The sequence below is a fragment of the Sagittula sp. S175 genome (assembly GCF_049800975.1).
In the GTDB taxonomy this organism is placed as follows: domain Bacteria; phylum Pseudomonadota; class Alphaproteobacteria; order Rhodobacterales; family Rhodobacteraceae; genus Sagittula.
Genome location: NZ_JBNAGB010000009.1, coordinates 147,489 through 166,537, shown reverse-complemented (window position 1 = coordinate 166,537; position 19,049 = coordinate 147,489). Strand labels below are relative to the sequence as shown.

21 protein-coding genes are annotated in these 19,049 nt (G+C 65.1%); 9 read left to right on the top strand and 12 right to left on the bottom strand.

Annotation, left to right across the window (positions count from 1 at the left end):
* Window positions 1-251: 251 nt before the first annotated feature.
* From ACP16H_RS13690 to ACP16H_RS13660, 7 genes are all read right to left on the bottom strand, one after another.
* A complete protein-coding gene (locus tag ACP16H_RS13690) occupies window positions 252-1,214 on the bottom strand; it encodes an ester cyclase (protein ID WP_425072873.1) in 963 nt (320 codons plus the stop codon).
* A 179-nt stretch (window positions 1,215-1,393) separates the two neighbouring features.
* Window positions 1,394-1,828 (bottom strand): VOC family protein, encoded by a 435-nt coding sequence (locus ACP16H_RS13685; protein ID WP_425072872.1) that lies wholly within the window; start codon window positions 1,826-1,828, stop codon window positions 1,394-1,396.
* A gap of 31 nt (window positions 1,829-1,859) precedes the next feature.
* The gene (locus tag ACP16H_RS13680; protein WP_425072871.1) at window positions 1,860-2,771 is read right to left on the bottom strand and encodes an alpha/beta hydrolase; all 912 of its coding nucleotides are present in this window, start codon (window positions 2,769-2,771) and stop codon (window positions 1,860-1,862) included.
* Window positions 2,768-3,508: an alpha/beta hydrolase gene (locus ACP16H_RS13675; RefSeq protein WP_425072870.1), complete on the bottom strand. Its 741-nt coding sequence runs from the start codon at window positions 3,506-3,508 to the stop codon at window positions 2,768-2,770. Before ACP16H_RS13675 ends, ACP16H_RS13680 begins: the two co-directional genes overlap by 4 nt.
* A 245-nt stretch (window positions 3,509-3,753) precedes the next feature.
* Window positions 3,754-5,196, bottom strand: coding sequence for a hypothetical protein (locus tag ACP16H_RS13670; RefSeq protein ID WP_425072869.1), 1,443 nt, complete (start codon window positions 5,194-5,196; stop codon window positions 3,754-3,756).
* A gap of 186 nt (window positions 5,197-5,382) precedes the next feature.
* Complete coding sequence (locus tag ACP16H_RS13665; RefSeq protein WP_425072868.1) at window positions 5,383-6,054, bottom strand: DNA-3-methyladenine glycosylase I; 672 nt, start codon at window positions 6,052-6,054, stop codon at window positions 5,383-5,385.
* A gap of 33 nt (window positions 6,055-6,087) precedes the next feature.
* Window positions 6,088-7,332: an MFS transporter gene (locus ACP16H_RS13660; protein WP_425072867.1), complete on the bottom strand. Its 1,245-nt coding sequence runs from the start codon at window positions 7,330-7,332 to the stop codon at window positions 6,088-6,090.
* Window positions 7,333-7,448: 116 nt separating this feature from the next.
* Between ACP16H_RS13660 and thrS the strand changes: the two genes are divergently transcribed.
* The 5 genes from thrS to ACP16H_RS13635 all read left to right on the top strand — a co-directional run bounded on the left by thrS (window position 7,449) and on the right by ACP16H_RS13635 (window position 12,335).
* A complete protein-coding gene (gene thrS, locus ACP16H_RS13655; RefSeq protein WP_425072866.1) occupies window positions 7,449-9,392 on the top strand; it encodes a threonine--tRNA ligase in 1,944 nt (647 codons plus the stop codon).
* Between the two features lie 391 nt (window positions 9,393-9,783).
* The gene (locus ACP16H_RS13650; RefSeq protein ID WP_425072865.1) at window positions 9,784-10,086 is read left to right on the top strand and encodes a DUF2282 domain-containing protein; all 303 of its coding nucleotides are present in this window, start codon (window positions 9,784-9,786) and stop codon (window positions 10,084-10,086) included.
* 55 nt (window positions 10,087-10,141) lie between these two features.
* Entirely contained in the window at window positions 10,142-11,014 is an 873-nt protein-coding gene (locus tag ACP16H_RS13645) for a DUF692 domain-containing protein (protein WP_425072864.1), read from the top strand.
* Window positions 11,011-11,772 (top strand): putative DNA-binding domain-containing protein, encoded by a 762-nt coding sequence (locus ACP16H_RS13640; protein ID WP_425072863.1) that lies wholly within the window; start codon window positions 11,011-11,013, stop codon window positions 11,770-11,772. Before ACP16H_RS13645 ends, ACP16H_RS13640 begins: the two co-directional genes overlap by 4 nt.
* Window positions 11,769-12,335 carry a DoxX family protein gene (locus tag ACP16H_RS13635; RefSeq protein WP_425072862.1) on the top strand — a complete coding sequence of 189 codons (567 nt, stop codon included), beginning with the start codon at window positions 11,769-11,771 and terminating at the stop codon, window positions 12,333-12,335. The genes ACP16H_RS13640 and ACP16H_RS13635 overlap by 4 nt, the downstream gene beginning before the upstream one ends.
* Before the next feature lie 25 nt (window positions 12,336-12,360).
* Here the strand turns inward: ACP16H_RS13635 and ACP16H_RS13630 are convergent, their stop codons facing one another.
* Entirely contained in the window at window positions 12,361-12,675 is a 315-nt protein-coding gene (locus ACP16H_RS13630) for an arsenate reductase family protein (RefSeq protein ID WP_425072861.1), read from the bottom strand.
* Window positions 12,676-12,924: 249 nt separating this feature from the next.
* Here ACP16H_RS13630 and ACP16H_RS13625 point away from each other — a divergent pair, with 249 nt between their 5' ends.
* The 3 genes from ACP16H_RS13625 (at window position 12,925) to ACP16H_RS13615 (ending at window position 14,106) form a co-directional block, all read left to right on the top strand.
* On the top strand, window positions 12,925-13,131 hold the full coding sequence (locus ACP16H_RS13625; RefSeq protein ID WP_425072860.1) for a cold-shock protein: 207 nt from the start codon (window positions 12,925-12,927) through the stop codon (window positions 13,129-13,131).
* Between the two features lie 127 nt (window positions 13,132-13,258).
* The gene (locus ACP16H_RS13620; protein ID WP_425072859.1) at window positions 13,259-13,594 is read left to right on the top strand and encodes a hypothetical protein; all 336 of its coding nucleotides are present in this window, start codon (window positions 13,259-13,261) and stop codon (window positions 13,592-13,594) included.
* Window positions 13,595-13,740: 146 nt separating this feature from the next.
* Window positions 13,741-14,106, top strand: a complete 366-nt coding sequence (locus ACP16H_RS13615; RefSeq protein ID WP_425072858.1) for a hypothetical protein — start codon at window positions 13,741-13,743, stop codon at window positions 14,104-14,106.
* A gap of 3 nt (window positions 14,107-14,109) precedes the next feature.
* Here the strand turns inward: ACP16H_RS13615 and ACP16H_RS13610 are convergent, their stop codons facing one another.
* Window positions 14,110-15,015: a LysR family transcriptional regulator gene (locus tag ACP16H_RS13610; protein ID WP_425072857.1), complete on the bottom strand. Its 906-nt coding sequence runs from the start codon at window positions 15,013-15,015 to the stop codon at window positions 14,110-14,112.
* A 133-nt stretch (window positions 15,016-15,148) separates the two neighbouring features.
* On the opposite strand from ACP16H_RS13610, the gene metF reads away from it, so the two are divergent.
* Entirely contained in the window at window positions 15,149-16,015 is an 867-nt protein-coding gene (gene metF, locus ACP16H_RS13605) for a methylenetetrahydrofolate reductase [NAD(P)H] (protein ID WP_425072856.1), read from the top strand.
* An 88-nt stretch (window positions 16,016-16,103) separates the two neighbouring features.
* On the opposite strand, the gene ACP16H_RS13600 is transcribed toward metF, so the two are convergent.
* From ACP16H_RS13600 to ACP16H_RS13590, 3 genes are all read right to left on the bottom strand, one after another.
* A complete protein-coding gene (locus ACP16H_RS13600) occupies window positions 16,104-16,658 on the bottom strand; it encodes an NADPH-dependent FMN reductase (RefSeq protein WP_425072855.1) in 555 nt (184 codons plus the stop codon).
* Between the two features lie 208 nt (window positions 16,659-16,866).
* Complete coding sequence (locus tag ACP16H_RS13595) at window positions 16,867-18,009, bottom strand: Gfo/Idh/MocA family protein (protein WP_425072854.1); 1,143 nt, start codon at window positions 18,007-18,009, stop codon at window positions 16,867-16,869.
* A 127-nt stretch (window positions 18,010-18,136) separates the two neighbouring features.
* Window positions 18,137-19,048 carry a 3-keto-5-aminohexanoate cleavage protein gene (locus ACP16H_RS13590; protein WP_425072853.1) on the bottom strand — a complete coding sequence of 304 codons (912 nt, stop codon included), beginning with the start codon at window positions 19,046-19,048 and terminating at the stop codon, window positions 18,137-18,139.
* Window position 19,049: the final 1 nt, after the last annotated feature.

The window sequence follows — 19,049 nt, the reverse complement described above, 5'->3', positions numbered from 1 at the left end:
TGGGACTGGTCAACGCTACATCTAGGGAATGTGGTCTTGTCCATATGTATCAATGACTTCGCACACGATAGTGCGACGATCACCATACGTCCGAATCGCCAGTCCCGTGTATCGGACGACCTTATCCACAGAATCAAATCTCGAACCGCCGAAACGGTTGACCGGTTAACGTTAGGTTAACACATCCGCGACATCACCACAAAAACTAGCCTTTGGAATAGATGGAACACTCCTTTGGGTCAGGCCCCCGTTCAAGCCTCGGATGCAAGGATCTGCATCCAGACCGCAACGGCGTCGAACAGGGTCCATTCGCGACGCAGCCCCTCCGGCCCGAATTCGGCATGGCTGATTCCCATGATGTGGACATGCGCACCGGTCGGGCGGCCGAACAGTCCCCAACCCTCGTGCCGTCCGGTCAGCGACCAGCGCAGCGCCGCGCGCGGCGGAAGCATCGGTTCCTCGAGTCCAATGCGGTGATGCACCACGAATTGCGCGCCCGGCAGCGCCTGCCGCAGCCCCAGCCAGAACCGCTCTGCAGCAGCCCAACCGTGGCATTCCGCGCCGCCCGGATAATTCAGATGACAAGCGCGGTCATATTGCTCCGGCACGACCGACAACTGCCCGGCCATGAGCCGCTCCAACAGCAACTCGAAGGCCAGCCCCCACGTGCTGTCGTTGCCTTTCCCGGTGTAAGGACCGGGCACGTCGACTTCGGGGCAAAAGACGGGCTCTTCGCTCCCCGGGTCCTCCAACCGCGCCCGGGCAAAGCCTTGGACATCTTGGCCGATCTGAGAGAGTATTGCAGCGGTATCAACCACTTGCCATTCGTCACTGATCTGGTTGGCCTTGGCAAAGCGGTCCGCCATCACACGGTAGCGCAGCGCCTTGCCCGTGGGACTGCCCCACGCGCTCTCGCCGGAATGTCGCCCGACCACCACCATGCGATGTGATCCGAGGAAACCCCGCCGGTCGGACCCGGTCCAGATGACTTCCTCGCCAAGCAGCCTGCGATCCGGAACGGCCGCCATGTCCGGCAGTCCCGCGGCCAGAACCGCTCCCGGCCCCTGTGCCACGCCCCGCGCATCGCGGTGAATGATGGCCGGGTGATAATAAGACGGCAGCGCCGCCGCCAACCCGCGCTCCTCCCAGATTTCACGGGCCCCGGTCAGAAAATAGTCCTGAATATCCCTAAACCGTGCATCGAATTCCTTCATGTCGCCCCTCCGGCCTGTCTCGCCCTAGGGGATCGCTCAAATTGATGAAAATCCGTTTACCAAGCTGCGGCATGCCCCTGACAGGCTCCCACGCTCGTGCTTCTTTGGTTTCAAAAATACCCTCGGGGGAGTCTCCAAAGGAGACGGGGGCAGAGCCCCCTCTTCCCGTTGGCGGATCATCAACTCTCTGAATATCCGGCCCAGCGGAACTGCCCCTCCGGTCCCAGCGCCGAGAAGGGATTCCAGGCCACTTCCCAGATATGCCCCTCGGGATCGGCAAAATAGCCGATATGCCCGCCCCAGAACACGTCATGCGCCTCCCGAAGCACCTCGCCACCGGCAACGCGCACCGCATCAAGAACAGCGGCCACCTCGTCCTTTTCGCGCACATTGTAGGCATAGGTCGCAGCGCCGTGGCCCAGACGCTCCACCGGCACGCCCATATCGCGCGCCAGATCCTCCAGTCCGTACAGCCCAAGCGACTGTCCGATCAGATCGAACACCACGATGCCGTCCTGGCTTGGCACCCGCGCCCAGCCCAGCGCCTCGTAAAACGCGGCCTCTGCGGCGATGTCCCGACAGCCCAGCGTGATGAGGCTTACCCTTTGATCCATCGAAAATCTCCTGTTCGTACCGCCGTCAGACCTACCCGGAACCACTGCCAGTTTCCGGCGGCAGGCTGCGCACCCAGTCCAGCACGCGCGCGGCAATCGGCGCGGTCATTCCGGGCGACATGATGTCCCCTGCGATGACGTGATGCCCGGGATCGTCCCCGGCCCCGGTCTCCACGGCAAATATCTCTGCCGCAGCGCCCCAGTCCGCCGCGATCTGTCGTGTGCGCGCGTGGTCCACCAATGCGTCGCGGTCGTCGAAGACAAACAGCCCCGGCACCCGCGTCGCCCCATGGTCCATGGCGTTCACCGCCTTCACCGCCTGCCCCATGGGCAGCAGGGCCACCGAGGGGTAACGCGATGTCCAGAAATGCCCATGCGCCTCGGAGGACGGCGTAAACCCGCGCTCCCGCCCCGCCAGAAGCGGCAGCCACCAACGTGCGCCGGGCCATGTGGTCAACACGGCCTTGGGATCGCGCACCCGGTAATTCGGTGCCAGCATCACCGCCCCCGCAACGCCCCGCGCCATATCCTGCTGCAACGCCAGCGTCAGCAGCGTGCAGCCGGTGGAGCATCCCATGACCAGCACCCGCCTGCCGATCCGCCGCCCGATTGCCAGCGCTTCGGCCATATCCTCCATCCAGCCATCCAGCGTGGCCTCGGCCATAGCCGGCCCGGACCGCCCGTGCCCCTTCAGCCGCGTGAAATGCAGGTTCGCCCCCAATGCCTCGGCCACCCGGTCCGGCAGGGGTCGCAGTTCCTCGGACGTAGCCGAGAACCCATGCACGTAGACCACCGCCCAATCCGTGCCGGTCTCGGGCGCGCCATGCCAGACGACACGCTTCGCGACTCCTTCGCGCAGGTCCGGCACGCGCGCCTCCTGCACCGAAAGGAACAGGTCGACGCCACCATCCAGCTGACGTTCGTCGAACCGCGCCGAGGTCACCCGCCGACCTCGATGATGGCCTTCTCGACCAGCGCAAGGCAGTCCGGCGTCGAAAACCGATGGTCCGCCCCCTTCACCAGCGTCAGCGACACGTCCGGCCCCTCGATATGGTCCAGCAAAGTCAAGGCCGTTGCCCGCGTGACCGCCTCGTCCTCGGTGCCCTGCAACAGGCGCACCGGCCAGTTCATCCTCAGGGACGCGCGCAACACCAGGTTGCGCCGCCCGTCCTCGATCAGCTTCCGAGTCACGACGTAGGGGTCTTCATAGGCAGAGGGCAACAGCACCTGCCCGTCCTCCATCACCTGTCGGCGCTGCTCGTAAGAGAAGCTCGCCCAGAACCCGTCCTCGGTGAAGTCTGGCGCGGCGGCGATGCCGACGAACCCCGCGACCGACTTCAGCCGCCGCGCGAGGATCGACGCGATCCAGCCCCCCATCGAGGACCCCACCAGCACGACCGGCCCGGTGCAGACGTGACGGATCACCGCCTCGGCATCTGCCGCCCAATCGCCGATACAGCCCAGTTCAAAGATGCCCCCCGATTGCCCATGCCCGGCGTAGTCCAACCGCAGGAATGCCCGCCCGCGCGCCTCTGCCCAGGCCTCCAGATGCACCGCCTTGGTGCCTTCCATGTCCGAGCGGTAGCCGGACAGGAACACCACGCAGGGGCCATCCCCTCCGGTATACGCATAGGCCAGACGGTCGCCGCGTGGTCCGTCGATGAAGGCAATCTCTGCCATGAAAATCCTCCCGTGTTGTCCTGACCTTAGCGCAACTGTTGCAAAGGCCAAGACCCCGACCCACGCGCCCACCGCATGGCTCTGCGCGAGGAACACATGGCTGGACACAGGGGACCGTCATCCCGCGCGTCCCGTAACGCCAAGCAACACGCCCGCGCGGCCAACAGAAGCAGCCATCGGACATCCAAATAAAAATGTCCCGGCCTTGTCGGCCGGGACACATCTTTCCGTCAGGACCCAAAGGATCAGTTGTTGGCGGCCACGAAGGTCTCGGGGATCGCGTATTCGTGGATGTAGTCCACGATGGCCAGCGCATCGTCAGCGGCCTGCGTGTAGGCATCCAGCGTCCCCTCGGCAGAGACATTGGCGTTGCCAAAGACCACCTCGTAGACGTTCACCGTCTCAGCCACCCACGATCCGTCCGGCTGCTGCACCAGCACCTCGGCGGTCACGTCGGCGTAGGTCGACACCCGGTCATAGGTAAAGCTGCTGTAGTCGATGTCGGAATAGGTCACCGACCCGATCGTCTCCGTGTTCACGCCGATGAAGGCGTTGATGTAGGCGATCTCGTCCGAGGTGAACTCCCCCGACTTGTCCGTGGCCGCGGCAAGGAACGCCACCGATCCGGCGAGGTCTTCGGCGGTATAGGTGCCATCGACCATGTAGTCGAAGTCCGTGCCCGGCAGGTCATCGACGCCCGGGATCGTGCCCGTGGTCATTAGCGAGACGTAGATCGCGAGGTTCTCCAGCGGCGAATCGATGGTCTGCTCCACGCCGTCCACCGTCAGGACCAGACGCCCGGCGGCATCTGTCGTGATCTGGGTCGCGGCGTTGAACAGGTCGATCACCTCGTCGGCGCGACGATCCAGAACCGAGGTCGGCGCACGCCCGACGTTCAGTCGCCCGATTTCGACCTCCTGGGCGAGGCTTTCGTCCAGCGGATGGCCGTCCTCGTCCAGCGGGATCAGGTTGCCGTCGGCGTCCAGCGGCTGCGGAAAGCCCTCGGCGGACAGGATCGGAACCCCGTTGTCATCGCGCAGGATCACGTAAAGGTCGCCAAACAGGTCACCCTTGGTGGTGCCGGAATTGTCCGGCTGACCGCCTCCGACGCCGTCCTTGCCGCCGGGAACACCGGCCCAAAGCGGGCGGTCAGAATCGTCATCTTCGCCTGTCAGGTCCAGGAACAGGTCCGTCATGGGCTTGCCCGTGGTGGCCTCGGCCTGAGCAGCCATCTGGCCACCGGCCTCCGCCCCACCGGTCCGCGCCGCCTGCTGGTTTACGCCGTCATCCCCTTTCACGACCGGAGCCGCAGGGGCCGCCTGAACCACCGGAGCCTTGGCACTGCCGGACCGGCTGGTCGATGCCTTGCTGGTAGCCGGTTTGCTTGCCCCAGACGACTTTGCCCCGGCAGAACCGCCCGCCCCTTCCGGCTCCACGATGGGCGCATCCGGATCGACGGTATGGCCGGAACTGCCCTGCTGCGAGGTGGCGGACTTGCCACCCGCGCCAGAGCCAGAGCCAGAACCCGAGTCAGACCCGCCCGAGCCGCCACCATCACCGCCGCCGCCATTGCCACCATCACCGCCGCCGCCACCATTTCCGGCAGCAAAGGCCGGAGGGGCGTCGAACATCACGAGTGTTGCCGGCATAGCCGCCATGATGAGGGCGACCGTACCAAGAAGTTTCATCTTTCCAGATCAGGTAAGCATCGTCTTGTTCCCTTTCGCGGCGCATCGACCCAGCGTCGATACGCGGTCAAGCTCGGCAAGCTCAGGGAGAGTTTATCGCACTGTCAGACCGCCCAGTTTAATACGGCACAAGTTGCGCGAAAAAATGCAAATTCTGGCCACTAAAAGTTAACGCCCGCGCCGGAATCACCCGTCCACGCTTTGCGCCAGCACGCGACTGATCGTGGTCAGGCTTTCGCCGCTTTCAGCTTTCCACTGGTTGAACGCCGCCTGAACCGCTGCCCAGCCCTTTTTGGAGGTCGGCAGTTTGTCCACCACGCCTTCTGCCCGCAACCGGGCCACGACCGAAGAACTGAGGATGTAACTCTCCACCCCCATCTGACGCATCACGTAGGCGCCCGTCGTTCCGCCCAGCCGCGCGCCCCGGTCCTTCAGCCACAGCGCAAGCCCCGCGAAATCCTCCGACGGCCAATCCGCTATATAACGGCCAAAGGACCCGTGCTCCGCCGAGACCTCCTGTATCAGCACCGCGTTTTGCTGAATCGCCCGCACCTTGGGCGGCGAACGGATGATCCGCGTGTCCGTGATGAGTTCATCGAACCAATCCTCGGACATATGCGCCACCCGCGCCACGTCAAAGCCGTGAAAGGCCTCGTTGATGCCCGGCCACTTCTTTTCGACCACGGTCCACGAGATGCCCGCGGGCAACAGCGCCCGCGCCATCTGCGCCAACCAGTCCCGGTCGGGAGTGGCGGCAATCTCGTCGCCCGTCTTCACCTTCGGCATATCCGCCAGCACCACCGACCGCCCACCTTTTCGGTCCGCCGCGATGTCGAGGATTTCTTCAAATGACCGCATCACTCGGTACTCCTTTTTTCCGTGGAAAAAAGGTCACCCCTCCTCGACCTCGTCAAGCCCCAGCGCCAGCAAGCCGCCACAAACTGACAGAGCCGCAAACCCTGACAGCGCCACCACCGGCCCAAAGGCCGACAGCACGCCCCCCAGTGCGCCCACCGCCAGCAGCAACACCCCGATCAGCGTATTCGCCAGCGCCGCGTAGGACGACCGTGCGTCCTCCGGCGACATGTCCACGAGGTAGATCGACCGCCCCTGCCGCACACCGTGATAGGCCACCATCAAGCCGAAGAGCACCACCGGGATCACGTATCCGCTGGCCAGCCCCATGACCTCCAGCACCACCGCCAGCGCCATGAACCCCGCCGCGACGAAGCCCGACAGCGCCAGCACCAAGCGCGAGGAGCGGTCCGACAACCGCCCCCAGACATAGCTGGACACGAAGGCCGCCGCCGAAGACGCCAGCAGCAGCGCGCCCAGCCCTGACAGCGCGTCCTGCCCGCCACCCAGCAGCACGAAATACGGCGGCGCGAGCGCCGTCACGGTCAGCGCCCCGCGCGCATAGATGAACTGCCGGAACTGCGGATCGGTCTTCAGCGGCGTCAGGTCGATGCCAGGGGCCTCCGGGTCCGGGTCCGAGGCTTTCTCTTCCAGCGTCGAAAACACCGCCCCGGCGCCGAGCCACAATACCGCCGCCAGCCCGATGGCGATCACCACCGGTCCCTGCGCCTGCCCCGTGCCAAAGATCAGCACCAGCGCAAAAACCAGCACGGCGAAGGATGCCACCGATCCCGCCACGCCCGTCACCGCGCCGCGCCGCGTCTTGGCCACCGTCTTGCCGAGGATGTCCTTGTAACTCACCGACCCGAGCGACCGGCTGATCGCCAGCAGCGCCAGCGCTGCCGCGATGGCCAGTCCCGCCGCCATGCCATCCAGCGTCAGTGCCGCGAGCGCGATCAGCGCAGCGCCGATCCCCTGCCCCACGACGCTTGTCACCCAGGCCCACTTGCGATGCCGCAACGCCTCGACCCGCCCCGCCAGCAGGATCTGCGGCAACAGCGCCCCCGCCTCGCGGATCGGCACGAAACTCGACACCACCGCCGCCGGAACACCCAAGGCATTCGCCAGCCAGCTCAGCACCAGCTTCGGGTCGATCAGTCCGTCCGCCACCTTGTTCATCGACAGCGACAGCATGTGCCGCAAGCCGTTGCGGGCCTCGACCTCCGGCGCATCCTCGGCCCCGGTCAACCGGTCGTAAACCTCACTCGTCGTATCGCTCATCTCGCATCCCTCGCGGCGCTTGACAGCCCCGCCCTGCACCGCCAATGAGGGCACCGTAAACCATAACCCGCAACCGGGCGTTCCGTGGGCGCCAAACCGACGAGGAGACGAGGCCGATGGCCCAGATTTCCCTGACTTTCCCAGATGGCTCGAAACGTGACTTCGACAAGGGCGTGACGCCCGGCGAAGTGGCTGCCAGCATCTCCAAATCCCTCGGCAAGAAGGCGATTTCCGCGCAGGTCGACGACCAGCACTGGGATCTCGCCTGGCCGATCGAGGCCGATGCCAGCATCGCCATCAACACCCTGCAGGACGAGGCCCCGGCGCTGGAGCTCGTCCGCCACGACTTTGCCCACGTCATGGCCCGCGCCGTTCAGGCGATCTGGCCGGACGTGAAGGTCACCATCGGCCCCGTGACCGAACACGGCTGGTTCTACGACTTCGACCGCGAAGAGCCCTTCACCCCCGAGGACCTCGGCGCCATCGAGGCGAAGATGAAGGAGATCATCAACGCCCGCGACGAAGTCCGCACCGAGGTCTGGGACCGCGACCGCGCCCGCAAGTACTACGAGGACGCGGGCGAACAGTACAAAGTGGAACTCGTCGACCGCATCCCCGAGGGTGCGCCGATCCGCATGTACTGGCACGGCGAGTGGCAGGACCTCTGCCGCGGCCCGCACCTGCAACACACCGGCCAGCTGCCGGGCGACGCCTTCAAGCTGATGGGCGTCTCCGGCGCGCATTGGTTCGGCGACACCTCGCGCAACCTGCAACGCATCACCGGCGTGGGCTTCCGCAACCGTGAGGAGCTGAAAGCGCACCTCAACTTCCTTGAAGAAGCCGCCAAGCGCGACCACCGCCGCCTTGGCCGCGAAATGGACCTGTTCCACCTCCAGCCCGAGGCCCCGGGCCAGATCTTCTGGCACCCGAACGGCTGGACAATCTACACCACGCTTCAGGACTACATGCGCCGCCAGCAGAAGAAGGGCGGCTATGTCGAGGTCAACACCCCACAGGTGGTCGACCGCAAGCTGTGGGAAAAATCCGGCCACTGGGAAAAGTACCAGGAAAACATGTTCATCGTCGAAGTGGACGAGGACCATGCCCGCGAAAAGGCGATCAACGCGCTGAAGCCGATGAACTGCCCCTGCCACGTGGAAATCTTCAAGGTCGGCCTGAAATCCTACCGCGACCTGCCGCTGCGCATGGCCGAATTCGGGTCGTGCGCGCGCTACGAACCCTCGGGCGCGCTGCACGGCATCATGCGGGTGCGCGGCTTCACGCAGGACGACGCGCATATCTTCGCCACCGAGGAACAGATCGGCTCCGAATGCCAGAAGTTCATCGACTTCCTCTCGGCGATTTACAAGGACCTCGGCTTCGCCGAATTCCGCGTGCTGTTCTCGGACCGCCCGGAGAAACGCGCGGGATCCGACGAGGTCTGGGACAAGGCCGAATCCGCCCTGCTGGCCGCGACCCGCGCCGCAGGTGTCGAACCGGAAATGAACCCGGGCGAAGGCGCCTTCTACGGGCCCAAGCTTGAATTCTCGCTGACCGACGCCATCGGCCGAGTCTGGCAGTGCGGCACCTTCCAGGTGGACTTCGTCCTGCCCGAACGGCTCGACGCGAACTACATCGGCGCGGATGGTGAAAAGCACCGCCCCGTCATGCTGCACCGCGCCTGCCTCGGCTCCTTCGAGCGGTTCATCGGCATTCTGATCGAGGAACACTCCGGCAAGCTGCCCTTCTGGCTCGCACCCCGTCAGGTGGTTGTCGCCTCGATCACCTCGGACGCCGATGACTACGTGCACGAGGTCGTCGCGCAGTTGCAGGCTGCAGGCGTCCGCGCCGAGGCCGACATCCGCAACGAGAAGATCAATTACAAGGTCCGCGAACACTCGCTGGGCAAGGTCCCGGTGATCCTCGCCGTCGGCCACCGCGAGGTCGAAGAGCGCACCGTCTCTGTACGTCGCCTGGGTGAGAAACAGACGTCGACGGCAACGCTCGACGCGATCACGTCGGAACTGGGTCTCGAGGCCACGCCGCCGGACCTGCGCTGACAGTGCTGAAATGACGCTGAAGGGCGGCCTGACTGGCCGCCCTTTTGCTTGCGGCGCGACCACCTCACCGCGCCCCGGGCTGTAACATCGCTGACGAACTGCGTGAGCAAGCTTTCGCCGACAGCCCTCCACCCCGCGCGCCTGTAACAATTCGTCGGGCAAAGCGCCTGACCAAGCGTCAATTGTTACGTCAACTCCGCGATTCGCCCTTTAATTGCAGGCTTTCGCACCGCCTCCCCTCTCACATCGCCATGACGCGCGCTGACAGCGGCGTGACCCACAGGCCCGTGAATGGCCGATCCGCAGACTGCGCGGCATCGTCAGGGCACCGCCTCGTCATGGGGACGACCGGCGGAAACGGTTACGCAAACAACCACACGGAGATTACACAATGACCGCACGCATCAAGACCGTCGCCCTCATGGGCGCCTTCGCCGCCGCCATGTCCGCAGCATCGGGCGCATCGGCCATGGAGCAGGAAAAGTGCTACGGCGTCGCGCTGGCTGGTGAGAACGGCTGCGCCGCCGGTCCGGGCACGACCTGTGCCGGCACCTCTACCGTCGATTACCAGGGCAACGCCTGGACGCTGGTGGACGCAGGCACCTGCACGACCATCGAACTGCCCGCCATGGCGGACGGCCACGCCCGCATGGGCAGCCTCGAGGCGCTCGACCGCGACCTGCCGAACGCCTGAACCACGCGTAGGTCGGGGTTATTCCCCGACCTGCCTTCCCCAAGCGAGGCCGCCCATGTTCGACCGTTCCAACATACTCCCGCCCGCCCCCGGCGTCGGCTACAAGCCGCAGCACCACACCGCGATACTGAACGATCCCGCCCCCGTCGCATGGCTGGAAATCCACGCCGAGAACTACATGGGCGACGGTGGCCGCCCCCACGCGCTTCTCCGCGCCCTCTCCGAACGCTTCCCAATCTCGGTGCACGGCGTCGGCCTGTCGATCGGCGGCGAAGCGCCCCTCGATCGCGACCACCTCGCCCGCCTGCGCCACCTGAATGACTGGCTGCACCCCGCCTCTTTCTCGGAACACCTTGCATGGTCCACCCATGACGGGGCCTTCCTCAACGACCTCCTCCCCCTGCCCTACACCAACGCGACCCTCGCCCGGGTCTGCACCCATATCGACCAGGTGCAAGAGGCCCTTGATCGCCCGATGCTGCTGGAAAACCCCTCCAGCTATCTCGCCTTCGCCGAAAGCACCTGGGCCGAGCCCGACTTCCTGCACGAAATCACCCGCCGCACCGGCTGCGGGCTGCTGCTGGACATCAACAACGTCTTCGTGTCCGCCACCAATCTCGACTTCTCGCCGCAGGACTACATCGCGCACTACCCGCTGCATGCCGTGGGCGAAATCCACCTCGCGGGCCACGACACGCAGGAGGACGAGCACGGCGCGCCCCTGCTGATCGACAGCCATGGACGCGAGGTCGCCGATCCCGTCTGGCGGCTGCTCGACCTGACGCTTGCGCGCTCCGGCCCGCTGCCGCTGCTCATCGAGTGGGACACCGACGTACCGGACTGGCCGACGCTTGCGACCGAGGCCACCCGCGCCGCAGACGCCCTGACCCGCCTCGCCACACCGGCAAACCACGGCGTGCCCGCATGACGTCCCTCATCCCTCAGGAACAATTCCGCGCCGGGCTGCTCGACCCGTCACAGCCCGCGCCGCCCGGTCTGCGCGACGCGCTTGGCCGCCCCGCCGGACGCCGCTACGATGTCTACCGCAACAACGTCACCGCCTCCGTGCGCGAGGCGCTGGAGACCGGTTTCCCGGCCACCGCCAGCCTCTTGGGCGAACGCAACTTTGCCAGCGTCGCAACGCGCTACCTGCGTCTCACCCCGCCCGCCTCGCCAATCCTCATGCTCTACGGAGAGACCTTCCCGGCCTTCCTCGAAACCCTCCCGGATCTCTCCCACATGGGCTACCTGCCCGATCTGGCGCGGCTGGAGCTGGCGCTGCGTCAATCCTACCACGCTGCCGATGTCCCGCCCTTTGCGCCCGACCGCATCGCGTCGCTGACAGAGGCGCAACTCGCCCACGCCCGCCTGACCCTTGCGCCCGCCACGCGCCTTGTCCGCTCCCCCTGGCCGATCCTCCAGATCCACCGCCGCGCGCTTGACCCCGGCAGCCCCGCACCCAAGCCCGTGGCCGAGGACATTCTCATTACCCGCCCGACACTCGACCCGCTGCCGCGTGTTTTGCCCAAGGGCGGCGCGGATTTTCTGCAAGCCCTGAGGCGCAGCCTGCCACTGGCAGAAGCCGCAGCCACCGCAGGCCCCGACTTCGACCCGACCGCGACGCTGACGCTACTCCTCAGGGACGCGGCCATTGCCACCCTGCACATCGACGGAGATGCCATATGATCCGCCTCGCCACGACCCTGCTCCCGGCCATCCATCGCCGGCTCGACCGCCTCACTCCCTTGCTACCGCTCCTGCTACGCGCGGCCTTTGCCGCCAGCCTGTTCGGCTACTACTGGCAAAGCGCGGGGACAAAGGTCTTTGCCCGCCAAGGCGGCGGCCCCTTCGACATCTTCACATTGGAATCAGGCGTCTACGCGCAGATCTTCCCCCGCCAGTTCGAGGCTGCGGGCTATGACCCATCGAAACTGAGCCTGTTCCACGACCTTGTCGCCGCCATGGGCACATTCGCCGAATTCGCCCTGCCCCTGCTGATCGTGCTTGGCCTCGCCACCCGCCTCGCCGCATTGGGGATGATTGGCTTCATCGCCGTGCAGACCGCCACCGACGTGTTAGGTCACGGCGGCACGCTGGGTCGCCTCTTCGATGCCCGCTATCAACTGATCGACGAACGGCTGCTCTGGATCACGCTTCTGCTGGCGCTGGTCATCACCGGCGCGGGCGCACTGTCCCTTGACCGACTGGTGACCCGGCGTCTGCCCGGCACCCGTCCCGTCACTGCGTAGGGCGGAGACTCCCTGCCTGCGCCTGTCAGACGCCCAGCGCGGCCTGCGTGGCCTTGTCCCAGCCCAGATACATCGCTGCGCCATCCACGATAAGCGGCCGTTTCATCAGCGTCGGGTTCGCGCGGATCAGATCCAACGGTGCGCCCTGCCGGGCCGCCGCATCCATCTCGCGCCACGTCGTCGACCGCGTGTTCAGCACCCTGTCACCAAAGCGTTCAAGCGCGGACATCAGCACCTCGTCCGGAACGCCCTCCGCGCGCACATCGACAAACGTCGCGCCCTCCAGCGCCTTCAACGCTTTCCGACAGGTGTCACAGGTTTTCAAACCATACAGAACCATGCGCCGTCCTCGCCCGCTTTGTGCCCAAACCTCGTTAACCAAGTTCACATAAACGGCCCTCCACTGAAACACGATTCAGTTTTTCTTGATTTTTCCGAAAGCGACCTATCCAAAAGTAGAGTGACCTTCGACGATCTGCGACCGACACGCAGGGATTACTGCGCTTCCGGTTCTGAAAGGCGAACGTGACAGGGTGGCCCCACCCTATCATGGGGCCTGACGATGGACTTGGAAAGGAGCGCGGAAACCATGCCGAGCGGCACCGTGAAATGGTTCAACACCACCAAAGGCTACGGCTTCATTGCGCCTGACGAAGGCGGAAAAGACGTTTTTGTACATATTTCAGCAGTCGAGCGGTCCGGTCTGACCGGCCTCGCGGACAACCAGAAAGTCAGCTTCGAGCTGCGTGAAGGCCGCGACGGTCGCACCATGGCCTCGGACCTTCAGCTCATGTGACGGTTACCGGAACGAGTTTACGGGCCGCGGCCAGTTTCGCGTCCCGTCAAGCCAAGCGTTAACCCGATTTGCTTAAAATGAGAGCGACTCGGGATTTGGTACATGCGTCCCGGAAAAGGAGGACGTCATGCCCATCCTCGGCAACACAACCGCGCTCATCACCGCTGCGCTTCTGGCCACAACCGGTTCGGTCTTTTTCGGGGTTCAACGCCTGCCGCCCCTGACCCAAGCCGATGCCGAGACCTTTCCGGAATTTCATCCTTTCCGGTTGCGCAGTGGCATTCGCAAGGTCGCAACGGACCCAATGGCCTATTGCAAGGCGCAGCTCTCCGGCGTCAATTGCGGCTGCTTCAACGCCACGGCCCGCCAACTGCTGAACAGCCGCAATCCGCGCGCAAGCGGTTGGAAATATGCCGACGATTGGGACCTGGTCAGGACACAGGCCGCCGACGTCTGCAGTTAACTCTGCCCGGCACCTGCCGAAAAGATCAGATTGTCGACACTTGGTGTGCGGCTGACCTCATCCGGCAAGGGTCTCGTTAACCCGATCCCGCCAGACTGTACCCGCGCCGGGCGACGACAAATGCGACCCGGCCTGGGAAAGCTTGCATGCCACTTGTCGGGACCAATGCCATCCTCATCGCCGCCGGGCTATTGACCACCGGCGCGCTTGTCGTCGGGGTACAATTCCTGCCCCCCCTGACGCAGCCCGATGCCGGCACATTCCCCGAATTCCAGCACTATCGGCCGCTCGACGGCCAGCGCGGACTGCTTGAGGCAAAGGATGCCAGCGGCCGCACGCAGGTCTTCGACCCTGCGGCCTACTGCCGCGAGGAATTGCCCGGCGTGAACTGCGCCTGCTTCCGCCAGACCGCAGCGCAGGTTCTGGCAGACCGCAACCCTCGGGCCGCAGGCTGGCGCTACGCCAACGACTGGGACCTCGCCCGATCTCAGGCCGAAAGCGCCTGCCGCTAGCGATCACGCCGCCTGCAACCGCTTGGCCTCCTGCCCCGCCAGACGGATCAGCTCCTTCATGTAGGGCTTCTCCAGATCCTCCGTCCGCACCGCCGCATACAACCGGCGCGTAACCCCGTCCTTCGTCAAGGGCCGCGTGATGTAGTCCGAGGAATACTTCACCTCGCGCACCACCCAGTCCGGCAGCACCGACACCCCGCGATTCGACGCCACCAGCAGCAGGATCACCGCCGTCAGTTCCACCTGCCGGATTGCCGCCGGTTCCACCTTGGCAGGCGTCAGCAACAGCTTGAAGATATCCAACCGAGCGCGGTCTACCGGGTAGGTAATCAGCGTCTGCCCACGGAAATCTTCTGCGTCGATATAATCCTTCTCCGCCAACGGATGCTGCGCCGAGGCGACGAAGACCGGCGCATAATCGAACAGGGGCACGAATTCGACCCCCGGCAATTCCTCCGGATCGGAGGAAATCACCACGTCCACCTCTTCCTTCATCAGCGCGGGCAGCGCGTCAAAGGCCAGGCCGGGGCGAATATCCACGTCCACATCGCCGAATTTCTTGCGAAAACCCTCCAGCACCGGGAACAGCCATTCGAAACAGGCGTGGCACTCGATGGCGATATGCAGCCGCCCGGACCGCCCCGCACGCAGACCCATGAACTCTTCCTGCGCGGCTTCCACCTGCGGCAAGACTTGCTCTGCCAGCCTCAACAGCCGCATCCCCGCCGCCGACAGTTTCATCGGTTTGGACCGCCGCACGAACAATTCCACCCCGGCCTGATCCTCCAGCCCCTTGATCTGATGGGACAAAGCGGACTGCGTGATGTTCAGCACATCCGCCGCCTTTGCCAGCCCGCCATGGTCGTGGATCGCCTTGATTGTCCGCAGGTGACGGAATTCGATATGCATATTCACCTCATGTTGAAGATGAGTTTTATGAGTTTGCCTCACCATGCTGCAAGTGCCATATAGAGGACAAGACGCAAACAGCAGCCGATGCGTCGCAATCGCGACCCGGCCCCGAAAGATAGAGAGACAGACCATGACCCGCCCCGAGATCAGCCTCGAATTCTTCCCGCCGAAAAACATCGAAGGCACCTTCCGCCTCTGGGACTCGGTGCAGGTGCTTGCCCCGCTGGCGCCGCGCTTCGTCTCCGTGACCTACGGCGCCGGCGGCACCACGCGCGATCTGACCCGTGACGTGGTGGCCACCATCCACAAGCATTCCGGCCTGCGCACCGCCGCCCACCTGACCTGCGTCGACGCCACGAAGGAAGAGACCCTGCAAGTCGCCCGCGACTTCGCCAAGGTCGGCGTCACCGACATCGTCGCCCTGCGCGGCGACCCGCCCAAGGGCTCCAACGGCTTCGTGCCCCACCCCGAGGGCTTCGCCAACTCGGTCGAGCTGATCGAAGCGCTGGCCGAGACCGGCGACTTCACCATCCGCGTCGGCGCCTACCCGGACGTCCACCCCGAAGCCGCGACCGCCAAGGCCGACATCGACTGGCTGAAGCGCAAGCTCGACGCCGGTGCCTCCGAGGCGCTGACACAATTCTTCTTCGAGGCAGAGACCTTCTTCCGCTTCCGCGACGCCTGCGCAAAGGCCGGGATCGACCAGTATATCACCCCCGGCATCCTGCCGATCGAGAACTGGAAAGGCGCGCGCCGCTTTGCCGAGGGCTGCGGCACCAAGATCCCCCAGTGGGTCGTCGACGCCTTCGAGACCGCCGAGCGTGACGGTCGGTCCGACCTGCTGGCCACCGCGATCTGCACCGAACTCTGCGACGAGCTGATCCAGGGCGGCGTGGACAAGCTGCATTTCTACACGCTCAACCGCCCGGAACTGACCCGCGACGTCTGCTTTGCCCTCGGCGTCACGCCGGAGCTGAAGCTGGAAAACGTCGCCTGAGCCAAGGCGACCCAGACAAAGGAAACGCCCCGCGCCTGATGGCCGGGGCGTTTTGCATTCTACCATCACGCGGCGAAGGCCGCGCCGCTCACCCCTTGTGGGTCTGCACCCAGGCTGCGAAGCGTGCCATGAACCCCGCCAGGAACTCGCGGCTGCCTTCCACGACACCGCCGTCGGTCAGGATATCCTGCACCTTGCCGACATAGGCTTCCGGCTGCTGCATGGTTGGCATGTCGAGGAACACCAGCGACTGCCGCAAATGGTGGTTGGCACCAAAGCCGCCCGTCGCCCCCATCGAGGCCGTCACGATCGCCGCCGGTTTGCCGCCCCAGACGCTCTCGCCATAGGGGCGCGAGCCAACGTCCAGCGCGTTCTTCACCACCGCAGGGACGGAACGGTTATATTCCGGCGTCGCGAACAGCACCGCGTCCACATCCGCCATCTCGCCGCGAAACCGCGTCCAGGCCGCGGGCACGCCCTCGCCCTCCAGATCGGGGTTGTAAAACGGCAGGTCGCCAATCTCGACAAACCGGAAATTCATTCCCTCCGGTGCCAGCGCAATCATCGCCTCGATCAAAGCGCGATTGTAGGATCCGTCGCGCAGCGACCCCACCAGAACGGCAACTTCGTAACTCATTGTCATCTCCTTGTCCCGCCCACCAAGGGCGCTTGACCCAGAGATAACCCGTCCGACAAAAATGTCGCCTGCCCATGGCCGAACACAGCCTGTGCGCGAAACCACGCCCCTGCTTCTTCTTGGCGCAAATACCTCCGGGGGAGTCTCCGAAGGGGACGGGGGCAGAGCCCTCTACCGACCTTTCATCCCGCGGCACATGGCGGCGCCCAGCCCTTTACCGCAAGGACGGGGGTCGCGCGTCCACCCAGACCCCGCCGCTCTCGGCCACGGCGGCAATCGCCGCCATCGACCGCAAGCCATCTACGGCCTTCGGATACAGGTCCGCCGCCGGGTCCATCACCCGCCCTTCCGCCCGCGCCCGGATCGCTTCCGCAAGGTCGGCATAGATGTTGCCAAAAGCCAGCGGCATCCCCTCCGCATGACCCACCGTCACGCGGCTGGCCCGGTCCGCCTCGGGCGACAGCCCGCCCTCGCCGCGCTCGATCACCGTCTTGCGCCCGCCCAAAGGCATCCACATCAACTGGTTCGGCTGCTCCTGCGCCCAGGCCAGCCCGCCCTTCTCGCCGAACACCTGCAAGGTCAGCCCATGCTGCCGCCCCAGCGCCACCGAGGATGTCCACAACCGCCCCACCGCGCCCCCGTCGAACCGCAGGTTGACCTGTGCGTCATCCTCTAGCACCCGCCCCTCGACACAGGACACACAATCCGCCGCCAGCCGCTTCACCTCCTGCCCGATGACAAAACTCGCCATATGCAGCGCATGAATGCCGCAATCGGCAAACTGCGCCGAGACCCCCGCCTGTGCCGGATCATACCGCCAGCGCACGCGCGGGTTCTCGGCATCATCACCGCCCGCGTGATGGCCATGCGCGAACTCCGCCACCACCAGCCGCACCCGGCCCAGATCGCCCCGCGCCACCATGGCCCGCATGTGCCGCACCAGCGCATAACCGGTGTAGCCATAGTTCACCGCGCAGATCGCCCCTGTCTCGCGCGACAACGCCACGATCTCCTCGGCCTCGGCAACGCTCATGGTCATGGGCTTCTCACAAAGCACATGGATACCCGCCTGAAGGAAGGCCTTGGTGATCTCGAAATGCGTCGCATTGGGCGTCGCCACCGTCACCAGTTGCACGCCGCCCTGGCGCCCGCGCTCGCCCTCCAGCATCTCGCGCCAGTCGCCATAGCCGCGCGCGATGCCCAGCCGCACCGCATAGGCCCGCCCCGCCTCCGCCCGATGATCCAAAGCGCCGGCAACGAGGTCAAAGGCCCCGTCCAGCCCCGCCGCCAGACGGTGTGCCGGACCGATCTGGCTGCCTTCACCGCCGCCGATCAACCCCCAATTGATCTTCCGCATTCATCCCCTCCCCAGACCAGAATGCTGCACATGCGATACACATGGTTTCCGCATGGTTTCTGCATGGATTCTGCATCGCCAAAATCCGCCGGAACCGCCGGATTTTCTGCACCTGCACAGCCCGGTTTCACCCCGGCAAACGCTTCACCAATCCCAGCTTCTCGCGCACCTCCGCAGGCCCGATCACCCGCGCGCCCATGGCCTCGATGATGCCCTTCGCCCGCGCGACCAGCTGCGCGTTCGTCGCCAGAACACCCTTGTCCAGCCACAGGTTATCCTCCAACCCGACGCGCACATTGCCCCCTGCCAGCACGGCGGCGGCAACATAGGCCATCTGGTTGCGCCCCAGCGAAAAAGCACTGAAGGTCCAATCCCTTGGCACGTTGTTCACCATGGCCATGAAGGTGTTCAGATCGTCCGGCGCGCCCCAAGGCACACCCATGCACAACTGCACCAGCGCCGGTCCCTCCAACACGCCTTCCTTCACCAGCTCCTGCGCAAACCACAGGTGCCCGGTGTCGAATGCCTCGATCTCCGGCTTCACCCCGGCCTCGGTCATCATCCGCCCCATGTCCCGCAACATCCCGGGCGTGTTGGTCATGACGTAATCGGCCTCGGCGAAATTCATCGTCCCGCAATCGAGCGTGCAGATTTCCGGTTTGCATTCAATCACATGGGCGACCCTTTCCGCCGCGCGCACCATATCCGTCCCGGCCTCTTTCAGCGGCAACGGCGATGATGTCGGGCCAAAGACCATGTCGCCCCCCATCCCCGCCGTCAGGTTCAGCACCACGTCCACATCCGCCGCACGGATCAGATCCGTCACCTCGCGGTAATACTCCAACCGTCGCGACGGCGCCCCCGTTTCGGGGTCGCGCACATGGCAATGCACCACCGCCGCCCCGGCCTCAGCCGCCGCGATGGCGCTCTCGGCAATCTGCGCAGGCGAGCGCGGCACATGCGGCGAGCGGTCCTGCGTCCCCCCCGACCCGGTCACGGCACAGGTGATGAAAACCTCGCGATTCATCGTCAACGGCATA